The following is a 22671-nucleotide window of genomic DNA, read 5'->3' on the forward strand; positions in this document are numbered from 1 at the left end:
TTATCGGCCGTAAGCGTTTTACTGATCCAGTTCATCACCGGCTTGGCCACTACGGCGGCCTTAAACCGATTGTTCTTTCCGATGATCCAGGCCGTCATGATCCCTCCGGCACTTCCTCCGGTAACATAGAGTTGATCGGCATTGGCGATGCCTTTTTTTAGCAGCACATCTACTCCATCCATCACATCGTTATAGTCTTCTCCCGGATAGTTGTTGTACAATAAATTCCCGAATTCCTCTCCATAGCTGGTACTCCCTCTTGGATTCGGGTAGAACACCACATAGCCCGCCGCGGCGTATAATTGAATCTCGGCCGAAAAGTGCGGCCCGTAGTTTAAAATAGGGCCTCCGTGGTTCTCCACCAAGAGGGGTGTTTTACTGCCCTTCTGATAATTGGGCGGATACACCACCCAACTTTGGATCTTTCTGCCATCCACCGAGGAGGTATACCACAATTCTTCTACTTCTCCCATGGTTCGGTAGTCTAACAGGTCGGCATTCAGATCGGTTAGGACTTTTTTCTCCTTTCCCTGCTTGTTCACCAAGGCCACATCGGCCGGACGGTCCGGCTTGGATTGGGTATAGGCGATCATGCCGTTGCCGGAGACGCTAAAACTTCCGCTGGCATAGGGTCTTCCCAGAGTGGTTCCCCCTACATTATTCACGAGCTCATGGACGCTCCCTGAAAGACTGATATAACCGATCTTGGTTAGTCCCAGATCGTTATACATAAAATACAGGCCCTTGCTGTCACCGGCCCATACGATATCGTCCACGTCCCTATCAAGGGCAGCCGAAATACTTCGTTTCCCGGTCCCATCCACATTCATAATGGAAAGCTGACTCACCTGATAGGCCTGTACCTTATCTTCAAAACCGGTATAGGCGATGTATTTGCCATCGGGAGACACCCTTGGGGAAGAATCTGGACCGGGACGACTGGTAAGTGCGGCAATAGCGCCCGTATTCGTATTAACCGAATACACCTCACTGTTCCTGAATTCGTATTCCCAGTTATCGTTTCTATTGGCAGAAAAGTAAATATGGCTTCCGCTAGGTGACCAGGAAAGGCTTCCTCCGTGATTAAAATCCCCACTGGTCAATTGCTGCGGGCTCCCTCCTTCCGAAGGAATTACAAAAATATGATTGAAACCGGGCTTTAAATAGCCTGCCCCATCGGCTTCGTGCTTTAACCGGTCGGTAATACGAGGGGCTTCGGCCCACTTGGCGTCCTTAGGTTTCTCGGGCATCTTGGCAATCACCGGCGCCTTGGCATTGACCTTCATCGAAAAGGCGATCCTTTTTCCATCGGGAGACCAGCTTATGGAGGATGGGCTGTTCTCCAACTGCGTTAGCTTGGCAATGGCCCCGGTGGCCGTCCAATAGACATAGATCTCGCTACCGGCATCGGTGCTACTCACGTAGGCAATACGATCGCCGCTGGGCGACCAGCGCGCCGTACTTTCGTTCCCCTCGAAAGCGGTGAGTTTATAATGTATTCTCTGGTTGTCGGTTGTGAGCAACCATAAATTCCCTTTGGAACGGTCCTTCATGATATCGAAACCGGTACGGCGGTAGACCACATAGTTCCCATCGGGGGAGATTTGTGGGTCCGACGCGTATTCCAGCTGAAAGACATCTAGGGATTCAAAGTTTTTCTGAAGTTGAGAAAAGGCCTCCATACCTATAAAACAGATAAGTACAGCAAAGCAACGTGATAATGTGCGCATGAGTTTTATTTTAGAAGCCTAAAGATACTTCTTTTAGGAGGTCCAATCAAATACCATTTAGTTTGATATCTTTGAAAAAAGCATTCCTATGAAATCGGCTATAATCAAAATTCTTTCAATCCTTTCCCTAGGTGTACTGGCCCTGTTTGTATTTCTTTCAGAAAAAGACACTGCACCTCAGGAAAATGCGGAGCTCGCCAAATTATATCCCCATGAATGGATGTACAACCAGCGGGCCTACCCCAACAACTTTATCAATAAAAACGCCATGAAAGCCGCCTTGTTGCAATCCAAAGATATGCTTGCATCCCGACCCGAAGCAAGTGGTGGCGACTGGAATCTAATAGGTCCCTTGAATACCGGAGGACGAATCACAGATGTTGCCATTTCACCCGAAAGTGATGATGTACTCTATGTGGGAGCCGCCGTTGGGGGGGTGTTCAAAACCACAGATCGAGGTCAGAACTGGACTCCCATTTTCGACGATATTGGGAAACCCTCTATAGGCGATATAGCCATTGCGCCTTCCGATGCCCAACGTATCTATGTGGGTACCGGAGAAGCCAACGGAAGTGCTACCGATGGCGCGTATTTTGGCGATGGGGTGTACAGATCGGACGATGCAGGTGCCACCTGGAACCATATGGGATTGGACGATAGTGATCATATTGGTCGCCTTGTTGTAGACCCCACCAATCCCGATCGGGTTTTTGCGGCAGCCGCCGGAAAGCTATACGGCTACAATCAGGAAAGAGGGATCTATCGCACGACAAACGGAGGTGCCAACTGGGAGCAGGTGTTATTTGTTACCGACTCTACTTCTGCCATAGACGTTGCAATTAATTCACAAAACCCAAATATCCTATATGCCGCTATGTGGGAACGCACACGCAAGCCGTGGCAGCGGGATTACGGCGGACTTACCTCAGCGATTCACCGTTCCATGGATGGAGGCACCACCTGGACCGAATTGGGAGCCACCCATGGGCTACCTGCCCCCTCCACCAATACCGGGAGGATAGGGATAGCCGTATCACAATCTAATCCGGCTACCGTATATGCCCGATTTACCACCAACGAAATTACCAACGTCTTTAACGGACTCTATCGCTCGGACGACAATGGTGATAACTGGACGCTGGTGACCTTGGGCGATCTTCAAGGTATCGATGCCAGTTTTGGCTGGTACTTCGGAAACCTTCGCATTCACCCTACCGATCCCGACGAGGTGTATGTACTGGGACAAGGCATTGCACGAACTACCAATGGCGGGACCAGTTGGCAGGACGTAAACGGTATGCACGTGGACCATCATGCGATGGAGTATTCGTTAAATAATCCCAACTTTATACTGGAAGGCAACGATGGCGGTGCTTATATTTCAGAAAATGGCGGTAACAGCTGGTCGATGTTCGCCAACCTGCCTATTACCCAGTTTTACAATATTGAAGTGGACTACACCCAGCCCGAACGCCTCTACGGTGGTACTCAGGACAACAACACCATACGAACGCTTACCGCCGGCTCCAACAACTGGAATTCGATCTGGGGCGGCGATGGTTTTCATGTGAATGTAGACCCGAACGACAATAATTTTATCTATGTTGAATCTCAAAACGGCGGCCTGGGAAGATCTACCAATGGCGGCGCATCGTTTATGCCCGCTACCGATGGTATTAGCAATGGTGATAGAAGAAACTGGAATACCCCGGTGATTATTTCCCCCTTTAATTCTGAAAAAGTGTATTGTGGCACGAACCGCTTATATATTTCAGACCACTCGGCCTTTTGGACGGTTCAAAGTCCGGACCTAACCGACGGCCAACACCCCAGTGGTTCCTTGTCGTATGGCACCATTACTGCCATTGCGCCTTCTTATAACAATCTGGATGTGGTCTACACAGGCAGTGACGATGGGAACGTGTATGTAACCTTTGATGCGGGTGTAACCTGGACCAATATTAGTGCCGGGCTTCCGGATAGATATATCACCTCCATTGCCATTTCACCCAGCGACGATCTAACCGCCTATCTGACCCTATCGGGCTTCGGGCTATTGGATTACGACCCCCATGTGTTTAAAACCACCGATGGCGGTCAGAATTGGGTAGACATCTCCTCAAATTTACCGAGTATTCCCGCAAACGATATAATTATAAATTCGGACGAAAATATCTTATTCGTGGCTACCGATATGAATGTATGGTATTCGCAGGACGATGGCACCAATTGGGATATCTTGGGAAACAACCTGCCCTTTAACATCATGCGGGACCTAAAATTGCACGAGCCTACCAATACATTATTTGTAGGAACCTTTGGGCGCTCCATGCACAGCTACGACATTTCCAATATCATTCTGGGTGTGAGTGATACCGCTTTATCTTCAGAAAAAATAAAGATATATCCCAATCCGGCGACTTCGCAATTTACAATCGATCATATATTGTCTTCCGAAGGCACTATAGTCCTTATTGATATTTCAGGAAGAGTGATTAAGACGGTATTCAAAGGAGACTTCGGAAGGAATCAAAAGATTGCTATTTCCACGGAAGGAATTCAGGCAGGTATTTATTTCGTACAACTTCAAGTAGGGAATCATTCGGTCGCTAAAAAGCTGGTGGTACGATAATATCCTATGGTAAAAAGAACCCCTTCATTGCCGAAGGGGTTTTATATATTGCTTATCGAATTAGCTTCTTGTATTTGATACGCTTCGGCATGAGATCCCCGCCCAGGCGTTTCTTCTTGTTTTCTTCGTAATCGCTAAAACTACCCTCAAAGAAGTACACCTGACTATCGCCTTCAAAGGCCAAAATATGCGTACATACTCTATCGAGGAACCAACGGTCGTGAGAGATCACTACGGCACAGCCCGCGAAATTCTCCAAGCCCTCTTCCAGGGCACGCAGGGTATTTACATCTAGGTCGTTGGTAGGCTCATCTAATAATAAAACGTTTCCTTCCTCCTTCAGGGTCATGGCCAAATGCAGGCGGTTTCGTTCCCCACCCGATAGCATAGATACTTTTTTGTTTTGTTCGCTTCCGCTAAAATTAAACCGACTCAAATACGCTCTCGAATTCACCTGTCTCCCGCCCATCATAATGAGTTCCTGCCCCTCGCTAAAGTTTTCCCAAATCGATTTACTTGGGTCGATATTAGAGTGTGCCTGATCTACATAGGCGATCTTGGCGGTATCCCCTACTTCGAAGCTGCCCTTGTCTGCTGTTTCTTCGCCCATGATCATTCTAAAAATGGTAGTTTTACCGGCACCGTTGGGTCCAATAATGCCGACAATTCCGGCCTGTGGTAGTTTGAAGTTCAGGTCTTCATACAAAAGCTTATCGCCATAGGCTTTGGCGACGCCTTTGGCTTCAATCACATTGGTTCCCAAACGCGGACCGTTCGGAATATAGATCTCCAGCTTTTCATCTAACTGCTTTTGATCCTGACTCATCAGCTTGTCGTAATTGTTCAAACGGGCCTTTTGTTTTGCCTGTCGTCCCTTGGGCGCCATACGGACCCATTCCAATTCGCGTTCTAAGGTTTTCTGACGTTTGCTAGCCTGTTTTTGTTCTTGGGCCAAACGCTTTGACTTCTGATCTAACCAAGAAGAATAATTCCCCTTCCAAGGAATGCCTTCCCCTCGATCCAATTCCAGGATCCAACCCGCTACATTGTCCAGAAAATATCTATCGTGGGTAACGGCGATTACCGTTCCTTTATATTGTGCCAAGTGGTGCTCCAACCAATGTACGCTCTCGGCATCCAGGTGGTTGGTAGGCTCGTCCAGCAGCAACACATCCGGTTCCTGTAACAGCAACCTGCACAGGGCGACGCGTCTGCGTTCTCCTCCCGATAGCACGCCAATTTTCTTATCAGATTCGGGGGTACGCAGTGCGTCCATCGCAATCTCTAATTTGGTGTCCAGCTCCCAGGCATCGGAAGCATCGATCTGATCCTGTAATACCGCCTGGCGATCCATCAGCTTTTGCATCTTGTCGGCATCGCTATAGACCTCTTCCAAACCAAACATATCGTTGATCTTGTTGTATTCATCCAAAATAGCCACCGTGGCAGCAGCTCCTTCACGAACCACCTCCATCACTGTTTTGTTATCGTCCAGCTGCGGTTCTTGTTCGAGGTAGCCCACGGTATAGCCCGGAGCAAAGACGACGTCTCCTTGGTAGTTCTTTTCGACCCCTGCGATGATTCTTAACAAGGTAGATTTACCGCTTCCGTTGAGGCCTAAAATCCCAATCTTGGCGCCGTAGAAGAAACTTAAATAAATATTTTTAAGGACCGGAGTTTGCGCATTTTGATACGTTTTGGTCACTCCGGACATGGAGAAAATTACTTTCTTATCGTCAGACATTTGTTGTTTGGTGTTTGGTGTTTTAAATTAGTCTTTCTTAAATTTTTGACCTTTTATATCAGAATTTCGCAGATAATACATAAAAGCTCCTATTTTGTTTATTTCCAATTCGCACATTTCGATGAGTGCTTTGTATTGTTCCTCTGAAATTAATTTTTTATCAAGTCCTGTTGTTTGAAATAGGTCTTCTACATAAATGCACAGGGAACGAGCGAGTTGCCATACTTCCAAATCTTCAAACTTCTCTACTCTTGCCATGGCATCAACTACAAACTATAAACCACAAACCATTAAACCCTTCCTTTTAGGGCGTTAAACACCCAGGCAATCGCAAAGAACCCAATGCCAACAGCGGCGAATCCCCAGCCGGCTACATCGTCATATCGAAAGGCACCCATCGCTATAAGCGCAACGCCTACTATAATCATAATAAAGGTGGCCCATCCCAAAACGGTATTTTTATTCATCATAGGTATTTATTTTATGGCGTTCCCCCGCTAAAAGCGGGGTCGGGCTTTCGGTAGTCGCTTTTTACCTCCTCAAAGCTCCTCACCCTTTTAAGGGGGGAGGTGGTTTCCAATGCATTGGAAGTCGGAGGCGGTAAAAGAGCTCCAACAATACCTCAATCCCTAACGCAGTTATACTTTGGCCACTTGATTACACTTTAGAAGCCAATGGCAAATATCGGTAATAAAATAGATTTTTCAGTATGCAAAATACCATACTTTTGTATTTTTGAGCAAATCACAATAATCCATGGACATCAACTTCAATAAGAACGAAGACCACAATAAATTATTAGTTTCCGAATTGCGTAAAAAACTGGCCCAGGTAAAATTAGGGGGCGGTGAAAAACGTATTGAGAAACATCATACCAAGGGAAAGATGACAGCGCGGGAGCGTATCGCCTACCTGCTTGACGAGAAAAAGCCCAGTATAGAAATTGCAGCCTTTGCCGGTGAGGGCATGTACGAGGAACACGGTGGCGCCCCCAGCGGCGGCGTTGTTGTGAAGATTGGTTATGTAAAAGGCAAGCAGTGTATTGTGGTCGCCAATGATGCCACGGTAAAAGCAGGCGCCTGGTTTCCGATCACCGCTAAGAAAAACCTACGTGCACAAGAGATCTCCATTGAAAACAGATTGCCCATTATTTACCTAGTAGATAGTGCGGGAGTATACCTTCCTATGCAGGATGAGATCTTCCCGGACAAGGAACATTTCGGACGAATATTTAGAAACAATGCCGTTATGAGCAGTATGGGGATTACCCAGATCTCGGCCGTGATGGGCAGCTGTGTGGCCGGCGGTGCCTACCTCCCCATCATGAGCGACGAGGCCTTAATCGTAGACAAAACCGGAAGTATATTCCTGGCAGGAAGCTATTTGGTAAAGGCCGCCATAGGTGAAAGCATCGACAACGAAACTCTTGGAGGAGCGACCACACATTGTGAGATTAGTGGTGTCACCGATTATAAGGCCAAAGACGATAAGGATGCACTGGATACCATAAAAAACATCGTATCTAAAATTGGCGATTTTGACAAGGCAGGATACAACCGAGATAAACCTGCTAAACCGGCATTAAATCCGGAAGACATATTCGGTATTGTGCCACGCTCCAGAGCAGACCAATACGATATGCGAGAGATCATCAAGCGTTTGGTCGATAATAGCGATTTTGAAGAATACAAAGAAGGATATGGCAAAACCATCCTTACCGGCTATGCGCGTATCGACGGTTGGGCGGTTGGTATTGTAGCCAACCAACGTAAACTCGTAAAGACCAAACAGGGTGAGATGCAGTTTGGTGGTGTGATCTACAGTGATAGTGCCGATAAGGCCACGCGCTTTATTGCCAATTGCAATCAGAAAAAGATTCCGCTTGTATTTCTACAAGACGTCACCGGCTTTATGGTGGGTAGCAAGAGCGAACACGGAGGTATCATTAAAGACGGTGCCAAAATGGTGAATGCCGTAAGCAATAGCGTGGTCCCAAAATTTACTGTCGTAATTGGAAACTCTTATGGTGCCGGAAACTATGCCATGTGCGGAAAGGCCTACGACCCCAGGTTGATCGTCGCCTGGCCCAGTGCCGAATTGGCCGTAATGAGTGGAAATAGCGCTGCCAAGGTATTGCTTCAAATTGAAACGGCCTCCTTAAAAAAGAAGGGCGAAACCATCACCCCTGAAGTAGAGAAAGAACTGTTCGACCGTATCAAAGCACGATACGACAATCAGATTTCTCCCTATTATGCGGCTTCCCGTATTTGGACCGATGCCGTGATCGATCCCTTAGATACCCGTAAGTGGATCTCCATGGGGATTGAAGCCGCCAACCACGCCCCTATTGAAAAAGCTTTTAACCTGGGTGTGATCCAAGTCTAAGATTATCCGTAATTTCAACGGATGGGAAATCAGAAGGGATCTAAACATCCGGCATATCATATCCTGCTGCTTATTTTGGCGGGAGAGGCTATTTTTATTCTTCCGTTCGTATTGGCGCGTGTTTTTAGACCCACTGTCTTAGATGTTTTCAATCTTACCAATCTAGAGCTCGGTACCTGCTTTTCGGTGTATGGTATTGTGGCCTTTGTTTCCTATCTCTTTGGTGGCACGCTGGCCGATAAAATACGACCAAAGGTATTAATAGCGGTAGCGCTATTTTTAACAGCTGCAGGCGGCTTGGTCCTTGCTTCCTATCCCTCCTATTTTGTATTGAAACTGCTCTATGGGTACTGGGGCTTTACCACCATTTTTCTATTCTGGGCAGCCATGATAAAGGCGACACGTGTTTGGGGCGGTTTAAAAAGACAGGGGCTTGCCTTTGGCTTTTTAGATGGCGGAAGAGGTTTGGTGGCAGCCGGTTTTGGATCGTTGGGCGTTCTAATCTTTTCGTTGTTTATAACTGTAGAAATTGCAGAAGCATCCTTCATAGATCGCAAAGAGGCCTTTCGGTATGTCATTTTAATTTCGTCGGCGATTATAGCATTTGTAGGGGTTTTAATTCTTCTTTTTCTAAAGAACAAGGCCGAGGACGATGACCGTCTGCTTCGGAAAAGCTGGCGCGAGACCTTGTCCAATTTCAGAATTGTCATAAAGATACCCGCAGTTTGGTTACTCATGATTATCATCCTCTGCGCCTATGTAGGCTATAAAATCACCGATGTGTTTTCGCTATACGCCAAGGAAGTGATGGGATACGACGAAATAGCCGCTGCAAAAGTAGGTACCTACCTTCTGTACATCAGACCAGTTATTGGAGTAGGCATCGGGTTTTTAGCCGACAAAACCAAGACCTCCTTGATGATGATTCTTGGCTTTATAACCATGTTGGTTGGGGCATTGCTATTCAGTTCCGGATTTCTGGGTCCCTCTATGAACTTCTTTTTCTTGATGTCACTGCTGGTCACAGCGACCGGTGTTTACGCCTTTAGAACCCTCTATTTTGCCGCCATGCAAGAAGGCTATATCCCACTGGTTGTAACCGGCACCGCTGTGGGCCTGATCTCCTTGGTGGGATATACACCCGATATCTTTATGGGGCCTGCCATGGGTTATTTATTGGACAATTCGCCCGGCGAACCGGGGCATCAACATGTGTTTATATTACTTTCGGTGTTTGCCACAATTGGATTGGGCGCCGCCATTGCATTTTTCAGAATTACAAACAGTGCGAATCGTGTTTCAAAAAAAAATACATAACTTTCTCATGCACATCAACCAACGCATAATACAAACCATATGAAAAAGTCTACCCTACTTTGCACCTTCCTTTTGCTTTTAGCCATTTCAATGCAGGCACAGACCAAGGGAGAAGGTCCGTTCACCCAATTAATCATTCGCGGGGTTACCCTTATTAATGGAGACGGCGCACCGCCTATAAGTCCGGTGGACATTGTTGTTGAGAATAATATCATCAAAGAAATTAAAGTAGTAGGCTACCCCGGGGTGCCTATTGACAACGCCAAAAGACCAAAACTAAAATCGGGTGGAAAAGAACTGGATGCCGCTGGGATGTATTTGCTGCCGGGCTTTGTCGATATGCATGGTCATATTGGTGGAGAAGGACAGGGTGCCGACTGGGAGTATGTTTTTAAACTGTGGATGGCCCATGGTGTGACCACCGTTAGGGAACCCAGCGGTCGTGGGTTGACCTATACCTTAGATCTCAAAAAGCGTAGTGCCAAGAATGAGATTATTGCCCCTCGTATTTTGGCCTATACCGGTTTTGGATCGGGTAGTGACACGGAGATCACTACCGAAGCACAAGCTCGTGCCTGGGTACGTGATAACGCCATCAAGGGAGCGGACGGAATTAAATTCTTTGGAGCAGAGCCTCAAATAATGAAAGCGGCCTTGGATGAAAATAAAAAATTAGGACTTCGCTCTGCCTGTCATCATGCGCAGTTAAGTGTTGCCAGATGGAATGTGCTGCATTCGGCAAGAGCCGGACTTACCTCTATGGAACATTGGTATGGACTTCCGGAGGCATTATTTAATGATAAAACGGTTCAGAATTATCCGCTGGATTACAATTACAACAATGAGCAGCATCGTTTTGGAGAAGCGGGCAAGCTATGGAAACAAGCCGCTGCCCCCTATTCCGATCACTGGAATGCCGTGATGAATGAGCTGTTGGAACTCGATTTTACACTGGATCCTACCTTCAATATTTACGAAGCCAGCAGGGACCTGCAACGCGCCCGCCGTGCCGAATGGCATGAGGATTATACGCTGCCATCCCTCTGGCGCTTTTATCAGCCTTCTAAGATAAGCCATGGTTCCTATTGGCATTATTGGGGTACCGAAGAGGAAGTGGCCTGGAAAGAGAATTATCGCTTGTGGATGACCTTTGTGAACGAGTATAAAAACCGTGGTGGCCGAGTAACTGCAGGTTCGGACAGTGGTTTTATCTTTCAGCTCTATGGCTTTGCCTATATCCGAGAACTGGAATTGCTTCGGGAGGCAGGCTTTCACCCCATGGAAGTTATTAGATCGGCCACCTTAAATGGCGCCGAAGCCTTGGGAATGGATGATAAGATTGGTTCGGTACAGGTTGGTAAGTGGGCCGACTTTGTTATTGTGGAAGAGAATCCCCTTCAGAATTTAAAAGTGCTGTACGGAACCGGGGCCATAAAACTTACCGAAGACAATGAAGTAGTCCGCGTAGGAGGTGTAAAATACACCATCAAGGATGGTATCATCTACGATGCAAAGCAGTTACTGAAAGATGTAAAAATTATGGTCGATACAGCAAAAACCGCCGAAGGATTTGAGTTAAAACAACCGGGCATTAAGGATTAATTTGCTCAATCGATTAAAATATTTTTTAAAATTTATTCAACATACCCCTAAAAATGAGTACCTTATGGTAGTCTAACCAACAAATTTGCAATTATGGGAGTGATAAAATCTTTAAACAAATGGGCCAATGCACATACCTATTATCCGTTGGATCTATTACGTGTGGCCTTGGGGGCCTTTCTATTTATTAAAGGAATTGATTTTATGGGCAACAGTGCCATGCTCATGGAACTTATCAAACCAATTAAAAGTCTGGTAGGTGGTATGGCGTTAGTGCATTACGTAGCGCCTGCTCATTTTATTGGCGGACTCTTAATTGCCTTTGGGCTATTGACTCGCTGGGCGGTCCTGGCGCAACTTCCTATCTTAATTGGGGCAGTACTTATCAATTTTATAGGTGAAATGCACACGACCAATCTAATCCTTTCTATCGTGGTCTTATTGACGTGTATCTTCTTCCTGTTCTACGGATCGGGACGCCATTCGGTGGATAAATACTTAAAGATGCAGAAATAAAAACTATTTGGTTTTTATGGGCTTGATGGCTTCCTGCCTACCATGGACATATCGGAATCCATTTTCACCGTAGTATCCTGCTTCTTCCAGCATGATGCGTATGGATTTGTCCCATTCAAGAATCTTAACTGTTGTATTTAATTCAATGGCGTAGACCGTATTTCGGTGTAACGGATAATCGCCATTGACGGGAACACCCTCCTGCGAATCCCACATCCCAAAAGTAGTCCCGGCACTGTGTCCGTAGGTACCTAATGGGTGTGTATAGATAGCGGGCATCAGCCCTTCTTCCCTTCCTTCAGCAAGCGATTTTAAAAGAATTTCATTCCCCGTTTTTCCTGCTACAAAGTTGGATGTAAAGATATCTTGAACGCGATTTCCCTGTTTAAAAGCAGCTGCCAGAAATTCGGGAACTGCCTTCTCGCCCTCTTTTAAAACATAGGCGTGTTGCTGGCAATCGGTATTTAGTCCTATATAGGTAATTCCGAAGTCACAATGCAGTAGATCTCCCGGCCTAATAACATCTTCAGGTTTTCCCTTGCTGAAAGACTCAATCTGACTTTTTAGCGCTTCGTTGCTCCGCTGAATATCTATGGTGGGATGAAACCAGGTTTCCAGGCCCAGATCGGTTACTTTTTGGCGCATCCACCAAACCACATCTTCGGTGGTAGTGCTTCCGGGGGTAATTACTTTTGAGGAAAATGCTTCGTCTATAATATCATGTGTAATCTTCACTAAGGTATTGTACAACTCCATTTCCTTTGCGGTACGTGTTTCGATCCATGCGATGGCCAATTTTTCGGCAGAGACCAGTTTGTCCTTTTGCCCCTGAGGAAGTGCCGCAAGTAGTTCGTCGTAGTCGGTTTTTACCAAGCCATCTGCAATTCCGTAGTATTCAGACACATTGATCCCAATTTTGGAAGGGTTTCGTTCCTCGATAAGTTCGACCAGTCGTTGCCATTGATCGGGTTGTTTTTCCTTGTCCCAGGCCGAAGTAATATTTTCCCCCACATCATACCGAGCGACGGCCAGTTTTTCTATGGTATTTTCGGCCTTGTTCCGATAGAACACCAAGATGGTTCTCCTTCTGGCATTGAGCCATTCGGCGGGTAGCATGGTGCGCATTACCGGGTCTTCATTGTATTCGCGGGCAATCACCAGCCACATATCGATTTCGGTATCGTCCATCAATTGAGGTAATACATTGTTGAAGCGATCTGCTAGCAGCTCGTCTTTTAGGGTGGCGCGATCGCGTTCGGAAAGGATCTGGCCGGAAAGCGTCGTTGAGAGTAACAAGGTTAGAAGGACTATTTTTTTCATTCGAAGTGTTTGAGTTAAAAATAGGCACTTTCATGGAATAAAAAAAGGAGCATTTTAATGCTCCTTTAAAACAAATAACTATCCAACTATCTGGCTGAATTCTTATAACTTTTTACCAACCGTATGAACTCGGCGCGATATCCTTCCTTATCTACACCCTTCCCGGCCTCTGCCATGGCAATAACATCTTTTGTACTAAGGGTATTTATAAATATAGACTTTCGAAGTTGCATTCCAAATAAGGCAACGGACGCCGCGTATTTGAAATCTTCGGAAGCTTCGGTAAACCGGCTATTTGAATCCTGCACTATTTTTTCAATCAATTTGCTCTTTGTACCATCCGGCTCTTTGTAACGGAACTTTACCGTAAGAATCTCATTGGTGTTATTGGTATTAGACGTCTTTGTATACTTCAAATCAGCCACATCTTTCACGTAGATGCTTTTCACCCCAACCGGAATTATTTCATATAAGGCAGTTACCGTATGTCCACTTCCCAATTCTCCTGCATCTTTGGTATCATCTTTAAAGTCTTCATCGTTCAACAATCTGTTTTCATAACCAATCAATCGGTAGGCTTGCACCTTGTTTGGATTGAACTCTACCTGAATTTTAACATCCTTAGCGATGGTATACATGGTTCCAAAAAATTCGGTTCCCAGTACTTTTCGCGCTTCCTGCATGGTGTCTATATAGGCGTGGTTGCCATTGCCCTTATCGGCTAGCGTCTCTAATTTTGAATCTTTGTAATTTCCCATACCAAACCCCAGACAGGTTAAGAAGACACCACTTTTACGTTTATCTTCAATGAGGTTTTCCATCGCACGGTCACTGGAAGCTCCTACGTTAAAGTCGCCATCTGTCGCTAGTATTATTCGGTTGTTACCTCCTTTGATAAAATGCTGCTCTGCAATTTTATAGGCCAGCTCTATTCCTTGTCCTCCAGCAGTAGAACCACCCGCCGATAAGTTATTTATAGCATTTAAAATCTTTTCCTTTTCTATTCCTGAAGTAGGTTCCAATACGACACCTGCTGCACCGGCATAAACAACAATTGCCACTTTATCGGTTTCACGTAGTTGGTCTACCAACACATGCATTGCCGATTTTAAGAGGGGAAGTTTGTTAGGGCTTTCCATAGAACCCGATACATCTAGTAGAAACACCAAGTTTGAAGCAGGCACATTTTTAGTGGAAATATCTTTACCGCGTAAGCCAATTCTAACAAGCTTTGCCTCCTCATTCCATGGTGACGATGCAATCTCTGTATAGATTGAAAACGGATCATCACCTTCAGGTTGTGGATAGTCGTAACTAAAGTAATTGATCATTTCTTCTAGCTTTACGGCATCCTGTGGCACGACTTGACCGTTGTTTATAAATCGTCTTATGTTGCTATACCCTGCCTTGTCAACATCGATTGAAAAGGTAGAAAGCGGCGCGGTTTCCACTCGCTTAAAAATGTTTTCTACGATTTTGCCGTAGGATTCGTCATCGGTATCAAGGTTTTTATAACCGGTGCCTATTCCGGCAATAGTTTCTTGACTAATGCTAGAGACAGCATACCCCACTACAGTTTTTGATCGTTTCGGAGCATAAGCTGTAACAACAACCTCATTCAAAACCGCAGCGTCTTCCTTCATTTGTACATTTAGAATGGTTTTATTGGCCTTAACTTTTTTATGTATCGTTGTAAAGCCGACATAAGCAAAAACAAGGGTGCTGCCTATTTGAGTTTCAATCTCGTAATTTCCATCAAAATCGGTTTGCGTTCCTTTGGAAGTACCTTTTTCGATAATGTTTACTCCCGGAAGTGGCAATCCGTAATTATCTGTTACGTTGCCGGTAATGGTAACCAACTGTGCCTGTGCTTGCACCGCAATTAGTGCCATGATAAAAAAATGTAGTAGTGTCTTCATAACGTTGTGGTTTTAAGATTATGAAGTGAAACTACTACAATGGTATATTTCTGAAAATGGCGAATGAGTGAACCGCAGGTTTGAGCGAGGCAACTAAGCGTAAAGCTTAGGAAATTACTTTACCGATACTTCTGAAGCACTTGTAATACATCGGCTCGTTTGATCTTTCCCGTTTCGGTATACGGAAATCTGGAAATGGTGTACACCTTCTTCGGGCGTTCAAATTTGTCCAAGGTCGAAAAGGCCTCCGAATAGTTTGGGATTTCGGCTCCTTCTCTATTTTCGAAGATAAGCACTACCCGCTCTCCCAGTTCGTTATCCTTTTCCGAAGTAATCATAAATGGAAGCTTAATAAATGTTGAAAGCTTTTCCTCTATCCTTTCGGGGAACAATTTTACCCCTCCTGTATTGATCATATTGTCCGATCGTCCCAACCATTTAAACGTAGTGGGAGAAATCAATTCTACTACATCGTTGGTAACCAAAGGAGCATCTAGTAGCTCGGAAGCGTGTATCACCAGACAACTGCGCTCATCTGTTGAAAATTTTACATTAGGCAAGGCAGAAAAGGTATCGGACTTCGCCGGACCGTTGATCCTTCGTATCGCGACATGCGTACAGGTTTCGGTCATCCCATAGGTGCTAAAAACTTCGGTACTAACCTCTTGCAGCTGCGCTTCCAATTCTTTGGAAACAGGGCCACCGCCGACGATCATTTTTTTAACTTTTGACAAGGCTTCTATAGAATGCAGTACTTGGTAGGGCACCATGGCCACAAAATCGTAGTCGTTATCATACTGAGTGAGTGCATCCTTTTCGGGAGCAACTACATGCAGGTCCCAGCCTAGTACCATCGCGCGTACCAACATCATTTTTCCGGCAATAAAGCTAGAAGGCAGGCATAATAAGGCCAGGGTCTTTTCACCCAATTTAAAATAGACACCTGTGGCACGAGCACTGCGAATCATCCATTCCTTCTTCAACTGAATTTTCTTCGACTTTCCGGTGGCGCCTGAGGTTTTAACAACGATACTCGTTTCATCGTTCAGCCATTTTTGAACAAATTTCCCAAGGCTTACTTCAAACTCATCCCCTTCCGATTCGAGTTCTTTTGCAAACTGTATGAGTTCCTCTTCAGATTCAAAATGAATTCCGTTAAGGGTAAAAGCCGGATGAAGGTTTTGTGACGTTGGTATCAAAATTGCTTCTTATAGGGTTTCTTCAGAAATAGTTTCAAGTGGCGGCTGTATTTTTCCAAACAATTTGCCACCCCAGTCCGTCCATTTATATCGCCAAGCCATAATGGCCAAAAATATTGGATAAATGATAAACACGGGAGCGATCACATCGATACCGGCAGACGGTTCAGAAATATCTTTTAGCACAGAATTTGTTTGAAACACCGTCCAATCTGCGGTGACGAGCAATGCAGCCACCATATTGTTGCCGGCGTGAAAACCCAAGGCCAATTCGAGTCCTTCATCCATCAGCGTCATAATTCCTAAGAAGAAGCCAGTACCAATATAATAGACCATGATAATATTACCAATTTTGCCTACTTCAGGGTTAAAAAAGTGCAGGCCTCCGAAGATCACAGAAGTCAATACCAAAGGCAACCACCTGTTTTTAGCACCAACGCCTATGCCTTGCATTAAATAACCCCTAAAAAAATACTCTTCGAAGCTGGTTTGCAAGGGCACCATTACGATGGCAATAACGGCTAGAATTAAGAAGGGAATTAGATCGAATTGTACCACATAATCCTCCGGGTTGCTATAATAATCCAGGCCTGTTAAAACTACAGTGGTTACGGCTATCAATCCGAAGCCAAACCACACCCGTCCCCAATCGGTTTTGGGCCGAGCAGTAGTCACCGCCCGAAACGGTTGTTTGTGGATGTATTTTACCACCAAATACAAGACCCAAAGCCCAATCGCAAAACTCAGCAGCATTAAAAACAGGGTGAGATTGGAATCTAGAATCGTCATAATAATATTGGGATCCTCCAATTCGTCCAAACTTCGACCTTCCGAAATCAATTTATAACTAGCCAATCCTACCAGCGGAAAAGCTCCTACCTGTGATGCAAGAAAAATAACAATCGCTCCAACTAGATATCGCCACCCATCGTGTAAATACTTAAACGCCTGTCCAATATACATGTAACATTATTTTAAATGTTCAGAAAACAGCTCTGTATCCCACTGTTTCTTACTGTTATAATTTAATTTTCCAGATTTGATTTCGAGAGGAGCTGCGATATTATTGGTATACAAACTTCCGGTCCCCAAACCTTGTGGCAATTTACTATTTTTTGTGAACGTGTATTGCGAAATTGCATTTAATCCAATATTACTTTCCAGTGCCGAAGTTATCCACCACCCCACATTTAATTTGTCGGCCAATTCGATCCATGCATCGCTTCCCCGGAAACCGCCAATCAAACTTGGTTTTAGAATGATGTATTGCGGTTTTACCGTGTTTAATAGATTTGCTTTTTCTTCGGAAGAAAATATCCCTATAAGTTCTTCATCCAGCGCAATAGGTAAGGGTGTTACCTCACAAAGTTTGGCCATTTCCTGCCATTGACCCTGCTGTATGGGTTGTTCTATAGAATGCAACTGAAGCGCTGCAAGCAGGTGTAACTTTTCAAGTGCTTCGGAAGGAGAAAAAGCCCCGTTGGCATCTACACGTACTTCTATTTCTTCAGAAGAAAAGGATTCCCGAATGGATTTTAGCAAGGCTATTTCCGAAGCAAAATCGATCGCGCCAATTTTCATTTTGATACAATTAAACCCCTGCTCCAATTTTTCTTCGATCTGATGTTTCATAAAATCGGGATCCCCCATCCAGACAAGTCCGTTAATAGGCATGGCTGTATTCCCTTGTGTAAATTCGGAGGGAAACAATTCGAAAGGGGTTTCGGCAAAAAACGATTTGAAGGCTGTTTCTACCCCAAATTGGATGGAAGGAAACTCCGAAAGGGCTTTGTAAAGTGCTATCTCTCCCAACGCAATATGGTCGCAAGTCCATTTTAGTTTGGCTTCATAATCGGGTCGGTCATCGATGGAAAGTCCGCGTAATAGCGCACATTCCCCAATGCCCCAGCGATCGCCTTCTTTCAGTATCAAAAAACAGGTTTCCTTTGTATTTAAAACACCCCGTGATGTCCCGCTTGGATTTTTAAAACGGAGTGTATGTGTAAGGTAGGTCGCTTTTAGCATATTCAAATCCCTCGACTGCGCTTAGGGAGACATTATAGTAGTTAGAGTTCGATGGAGCTTCCTATTTCTAGTAACATAAGGTCTTTTCCGGCATCGTAGAATTTTTTCTTGGCTGCTTCGTGATCTATTTCAATATAGCCAAAGGTATCGTAGTGCACTCCCAACACCTTATCGCATTGTACAAAATCACTGGCTAGTATGGCATCGTCAATACCCATGGTGAAGTTATCACCAATTGGTAAAATTGCTAGGTCGAGCTTTGTGGTCAGCGGGATAAGTTTCATGTCCATCATCAAGGCGGTATCTCCTGCGATATAAATGTTCTTGTGTTCGCCTTCGATTACAAATCCGCCCGGATTTCCGCCGTACGACCCATCCGGAAAAGAACTACTATGGATGGCATTTACATATTTTAGGTTTCCGAAATCAAACTGCCAACACCCTCCGAGGTTCATTGGATGCACTTCGATGCCTTTTTCCTGATAATGTGTGGCAATTTCCCAGTTGCTAATGATCGTTGCTCCTGTATTTTTGGCAATGGCTTCGGCATCGAGTATATGATCCTGATGTGCGTGGGTGAGCAGAATATAATCGGCTTTCAAGGATAGAATATCTACCTTATCCTTGGATAAGGGGTTTCCAGAAATAAACGGATCCACCAGAATATTCATCCCGGAAACTTGGATAGCCAAGCTATTCTGACCGTAGTATGTAATTTTCATAAGGTTTATTTTCCTCTAAAGATAAATCTAAAAGAATTTTGTCGCAAAAAACAACACCGAAAATAAAAAAGTACTCAAAGCCACCTTCTTGAGTTCGGGATCCAGAAGACGTGGTTCTTTGTTTTTAAAGACGGTAAAAATGTTCAGGAATAAAGGTAAAAACGCAATTAGCGGAAGGTAGTCCAATCCTTTTTCAGCAATTAAAAAAAAGTATCCTAGCGCGCTTATAAAGGCTATTCCAATTAATAATGCGTGGTATAATTTTACCGCCTTTCCTCCTAAGACTACGGCTAGGGTGTTTTTATTGACCTTGGCATCGGCCAAGCGATCCCGCATATTGTTCAGATTCAGTACAGCAGCACTTAATAGTCCAATGGTAATAGCCGGTAGTGCGATATAATTTTGAAACGATTGCGTATACAGAAAATAGCAGCCTACCACGCCCACCATTCCGAAGAAAACAAATACAAAGACATCGCCTAAAGCCCTGTAACCGTATGCTCTTTTACCAACCGTATAGGTCACGGCTGCTATGATAGCCGCAATACCGAGGTTAAAAAACACGACCGAAAGTATAAAGTGTTTATTTCCGAAAGCGACAAAGATCAACATACTGGCGAGTAATAATGTGATAGTTGCCGTGGTGAACATGCCTCTTTTTAAAGCCTTGGCAGTAAGTGAACCACTTTGTAAGGCACGTGCCGGCCCTACCCTGTCTTTATTGTCGGTGCCTTTAAGTCCGTCGCCATAATCGTTTGCAAAATTAGATAGGATTTGAAACCCCAAAGTAGTGGCCAATGCCAGTCCGAAAATTATCGAATTAAATGCTCCTATACCCATGGCAGCAGCACTTGCTGTTACAATTCCCGATATGGACAAGGGCAATGTTCGAAGTCGTGCGGCCGAGATCCAGGCCTTAATTTTGGACATATATGCAACTTTATTAGCTAACAAAAATACACTTTAAAATTGTTTTGTACATTTAGCTTTTTCAACTTAACAACAAAAACATATACGATGAATTCTACTCGCACCCATTTTGGACTATTGCTACTTCGAGTTGGGGTTTCCGCACTTATGCTTACGCACGGAATCCCAAAATTAATAAATCTGGTTACCGGAAATTTGGAATTTGGAGACCCAATAGGGATTGGAACCACTGCCTCCCTAATCCTTGCAGTTATTGGCGAAGCTATCTGTCCGATGCTGGTCATTGTTGGCTTTAAAACCAGATGGGCTGCAATTCCGACAATTATTACGATGGGTGTGGCCGCTTTTATAGTACATGCCAGTGACCCAATAGGGACTAAAGAAAAAGCCTTATTATTTTTGGTAGCGTTTCTCGCAATTGCACTTTTAGGCGCCGGGAAATACTCAATCGATAAAAAATAGGTTAGTTAAAGATCTTCACAATCAATTCTTTTAAAAGATCTCCCTGTGAAAGGTTAGCAGCGCCAACACCCTTGCTTTTCATATCAATTTCCCGGATGGAAGCAATAATGGCACTTACCTTTTTCATGGAATAGTTGCGCGCTGCCAATTCGTAATCTTTAATAAAGTACGGGTTTACTCCAAGTGCCTTAGGTGCTTCCGACTTATTTGAAAGCGCGTGGTACTTCATCAGTTTTGAAAAGAAACTGTACAACAATGCAACAGTCATTACCAAAGGGTGGTTCTTCGGATTTTGAGAAAAATATTGGATAATCACAAAGGCCTTCTTGATGTCCTTTTCCCCAATGGCGTTTTGCAGTTCAAAATTATTGAAATCCTTGCTAATCCCTATATTCTCTTCAATATCCTGAGGTGTGATCTGCGCTCCGGGCTGTAAAATTAATTGCAGCTTCTCCAATTCGTTATTGACCTTGCTCAAATCGTTCCCAAGAAATTCCACCAACATTTGAGATGCCTTTGGTGTAATGGTAAATCCGCGACCAGCCAACACACGCCGAATCCAATCCGGCACCTGATTCTCATATAATTTTTTACTTTCAAAAAGTACCCCGGCCTTATTAATTGCCTTTGCCAGTTTTTTACGTTTGTCCAGCGTTTTGTATTTATAGCAGATCACCAGAACTGTCGTGGGTTGAGGATTCTCTACATAAGACACTAAATTTTCGATAGTACGCGATAAGTCTTGTGCTTCTTTGACAATAACCACTTGCTTGTCGGCCATCATGGGATAGCGCTTAGAACTGCTAACAATATCATCGATCGAAACATCACGTCCGTACAATACCATTTGATTGAATCCTTTTTCTTCTTCAGACAGTACCGAGTTTTCAATAAATTTTGCAATGCCATCGATATAATAAGGTTCTTCCCCCATTAAAAAATAAACAGGTTTTAGGTCGCCTGACTTTATACCGTTGATAATACTTTTTGCTTTGTCTAAAGGCACAATGAATTGTGTAAGGTAATATGAATAAAAAATAGGGTACTTTAGTACCTTTGTGAAATGCAGGAACTAAACTTCCCGGGGTATCAATTTCGTTTCAAAAGTAACGAAAACAAATCATTGATTTTTGATGAAGTACGAAAAAAATTCGTGGTACTCACCCCCGAAGAATGGGTTCGTCAACATGTGATTCATTTTTTACATTCAGAAAAAAAATATCCTCTATCCCATATCAATGTCGAGAAACAGCTGAAGCTTCACAATACGGTGAAGCGCTACGATATAGTAGTCTTTAATGCAGACGGCAGTATTCATTTAATGGTAGAATGCAAAGCACCTTCTGTAGAAATTACACAGGATACTTTTGACCAAATCGCGCGGTATAATTTGGTCTTGGATGCCACGTATTTGATGGTAACCAACGGATTAGAGCATTACTACTGTAGGATGGATCTTGAAAACCAGCGTTATGTATTTTTGAAGGACATTCCACTTTATGGTATCAAATAAACTAGTTACTTTGCAGTCGTGAATGTCGCTGTCGTCATACTCAATTGGAATGGAAAGCAATTGCTGAAGCAGTTTTTGCCTTCGGTGGTGGCTTATTCAAAAGGGGGCAATATTTATGTAGCCGACAATGCTTCTACAGATGATTCGGTGGCCTTTGTAGCCGAAGCGTTTCCGTCCATAACAATTATTCAGAATACATCCAACGGCGGATATTCCAAAGGATATAATGATGCGCTTTTAGGTTTGTCTGAAGAACTATTGGTTCTCCTGAATAGTGATGTGGAAGTAACCGAAGGTTGGTTAGGACCCATCATTTCAGCTTTTAAGGAAGATCCGAAACTTGTGGCTGCCCAACCCAAGATACTCGATTATAAAAACAAAGACTATTTTGAATATGCCGGTGCGGCCGGAGGCTTTATTGATGCCTTAGGCTATCCCTACTGTCGCGGCCGCGTTTTTAATACGATTGAAAAGGACCAAGGGCAATACAATGACACTATTCCTATATTTTGGGCCACGGGAGCCTGTTTATTTGTTAGGAATACCGCCTTTTGGGATGCAGGGAGTTTTGACGAAGATCTTTTTACCCATCAGGAAGAAATTGACCTTTGCTGGCGACTTCAGGCAAAGGGAGGGATTGTAAAGTATATTGGTA

Annotated in this window: 20 protein-coding genes; 8 read left to right on the forward strand and 12 right to left on the reverse strand. The window is 44.4% G+C overall.

The genetic code is table 11. The annotated features are described in order from the left end of the window. Window positions 1-1730, reverse strand: a 1730-nt coding sequence (locus K8F54_RS11165) for a S9 family peptidase (RefSeq protein WP_290790869.1), incomplete at its 3' end; no start/stop codon positions are given. Between the two features lie 88 nt (window positions 1731-1818). On the opposite strand from K8F54_RS11165, the gene K8F54_RS11170 reads away from it, so the two are divergent. Next, window positions 1819-4362: a T9SS type A sorting domain-containing protein gene (locus K8F54_RS11170; protein ID WP_290790871.1), complete on the forward strand. Its 2544-nt coding sequence runs from the start codon at window positions 1819-1821 to the stop codon at window positions 4360-4362. Window positions 4363-4414: 52 nt separating this feature from the next. On the opposite strand, the gene ettA is transcribed toward K8F54_RS11170, so the two are convergent. From ettA to K8F54_RS11185, 3 genes are read right to left on the reverse strand one after another with little or no spacing between them, the layout of a single operon-like run. Further along, window positions 4415-6106 (reverse strand): energy-dependent translational throttle protein EttA, encoded by a 1692-nt coding sequence (ettA, locus tag K8F54_RS11175; protein WP_290790873.1) that lies wholly within the window; start codon window positions 6104-6106, stop codon window positions 4415-4417. A 27-nt stretch (window positions 6107-6133) separates the two neighbouring features. Further along, window positions 6134-6364 carry a hypothetical protein gene (locus K8F54_RS11180; protein WP_290790875.1) on the reverse strand — a complete coding sequence of 77 codons (231 nt, stop codon included), beginning with the start codon at window positions 6362-6364 and terminating at the stop codon, window positions 6134-6136. A 32-nt stretch (window positions 6365-6396) separates the two neighbouring features. Then, window positions 6397-6573, reverse strand: coding sequence for a CAL67264 family membrane protein (locus tag K8F54_RS11185; protein ID WP_290790907.1), 177 nt, complete (start codon window positions 6571-6573; stop codon window positions 6397-6399). Between the two features lie 289 nt (window positions 6574-6862). Here K8F54_RS11185 and K8F54_RS11190 point away from each other — a divergent pair, with 289 nt between their 5' ends. The 4 genes from K8F54_RS11190 to K8F54_RS11205 all read left to right on the forward strand — a co-directional run bounded on the left by K8F54_RS11190 (window position 6863) and on the right by K8F54_RS11205 (window position 11926). Further along, window positions 6863-8491 carry a carboxyl transferase domain-containing protein gene (locus K8F54_RS11190; protein WP_290790877.1) on the forward strand — a complete coding sequence of 543 codons (1629 nt, stop codon included), beginning with the start codon at window positions 6863-6865 and terminating at the stop codon, window positions 8489-8491. A 21-nt stretch (window positions 8492-8512) separates the two neighbouring features. Further along, entirely contained in the window at window positions 8513-9808 is a 1296-nt protein-coding gene (locus K8F54_RS11195) for an MFS transporter (protein WP_290790879.1), read from the forward strand. A 39-nt stretch (window positions 9809-9847) separates the two neighbouring features. Beyond that, complete coding sequence (locus tag K8F54_RS11200; protein ID WP_290790881.1) at window positions 9848-11410, forward strand: amidohydrolase family protein; 1563 nt, start codon at window positions 9848-9850, stop codon at window positions 11408-11410. A gap of 93 nt (window positions 11411-11503) precedes the next feature. Beyond that, window positions 11504-11926: a DoxX family protein gene (locus K8F54_RS11205; protein WP_290790883.1), complete on the forward strand. Its 423-nt coding sequence runs from the start codon at window positions 11504-11506 to the stop codon at window positions 11924-11926. A 3-nt stretch (window positions 11927-11929) separates the two neighbouring features. Here the strand turns inward: K8F54_RS11205 and K8F54_RS11210 are convergent, their stop codons facing one another. The 7 genes from K8F54_RS11210 to menA all read right to left on the reverse strand — a co-directional run bounded on the left by K8F54_RS11210 (window position 11930) and on the right by menA (window position 20041). Next, window positions 11930-13246 carry a M24 family metallopeptidase gene (locus K8F54_RS11210; RefSeq protein WP_290790885.1) on the reverse strand — a complete coding sequence of 439 codons (1317 nt, stop codon included), beginning with the start codon at window positions 13244-13246 and terminating at the stop codon, window positions 11930-11932. A gap of 86 nt (window positions 13247-13332) precedes the next feature. Then, a complete protein-coding gene (locus tag K8F54_RS11215) occupies window positions 13333-15165 on the reverse strand; it encodes a von Willebrand factor type A domain-containing protein (RefSeq protein ID WP_290790887.1) in 1833 nt (610 codons plus the stop codon). A gap of 119 nt (window positions 15166-15284) precedes the next feature. Next, window positions 15285-16364, reverse strand: a complete 1080-nt coding sequence (locus K8F54_RS11220; protein WP_290790889.1) for an AMP-binding protein — start codon at window positions 16362-16364, stop codon at window positions 15285-15287. A gap of 9 nt (window positions 16365-16373) precedes the next feature. Continuing rightward, window positions 16374-17327, reverse strand: coding sequence for a CPBP family intramembrane glutamic endopeptidase (locus K8F54_RS11225; protein WP_290790891.1), 954 nt, complete (start codon window positions 17325-17327; stop codon window positions 16374-16376). 6 nt (window positions 17328-17333) lie between these two features. Beyond that, a complete protein-coding gene (locus K8F54_RS11230) occupies window positions 17334-18389 on the reverse strand; it encodes an o-succinylbenzoate synthase (protein ID WP_290790909.1) in 1056 nt (351 codons plus the stop codon). Between the two features lie 41 nt (window positions 18390-18430). After that, window positions 18431-19111 carry a metal-dependent hydrolase gene (locus K8F54_RS11235; protein ID WP_290790893.1) on the reverse strand — a complete coding sequence of 227 codons (681 nt, stop codon included), beginning with the start codon at window positions 19109-19111 and terminating at the stop codon, window positions 18431-18433. Window positions 19112-19138: 27 nt separating this feature from the next. Beyond that, entirely contained in the window at window positions 19139-20041 is a 903-nt protein-coding gene (gene menA / locus K8F54_RS11240) for a 1,4-dihydroxy-2-naphthoate octaprenyltransferase (protein WP_290790895.1), read from the reverse strand. Window positions 20042-20128: 87 nt separating this feature from the next. On the opposite strand from menA, the gene K8F54_RS11245 reads away from it, so the two are divergent. Next, on the forward strand, window positions 20129-20503 hold the full coding sequence (locus K8F54_RS11245) for a DoxX family protein (protein ID WP_290790897.1): 375 nt from the start codon (window positions 20129-20131) through the stop codon (window positions 20501-20503). 1 nt (window position 20504) lies between these two features. On the opposite strand, the gene holA is transcribed toward K8F54_RS11245, so the two are convergent. Further along, a complete protein-coding gene (gene holA / locus K8F54_RS11250; protein ID WP_363299726.1) occupies window positions 20505-21437 on the reverse strand; it encodes a DNA polymerase III subunit delta in 933 nt (310 codons plus the stop codon). 129 nt (window positions 21438-21566) lie between these two features. Between holA and K8F54_RS11255 the strand changes: the two genes are divergently transcribed. Then, window positions 21567-22016, forward strand: coding sequence for a type I restriction enzyme HsdR N-terminal domain-containing protein (locus K8F54_RS11255; protein WP_290790902.1), 450 nt, complete (start codon window positions 21567-21569; stop codon window positions 22014-22016). A gap of 18 nt (window positions 22017-22034) precedes the next feature. Beyond that, on the forward strand, window positions 22035-22671 hold a 637-nt coding region (locus K8F54_RS11260), incomplete at its 3' end, for a glycosyltransferase family 2 protein (RefSeq protein WP_290790905.1).

The sequence above is a fragment of the Altibacter sp. genome, assembly GCF_019913785.1.
Lineage (GTDB): Bacteria > Bacteroidota > Bacteroidia > Flavobacteriales > Flavobacteriaceae > Altibacter.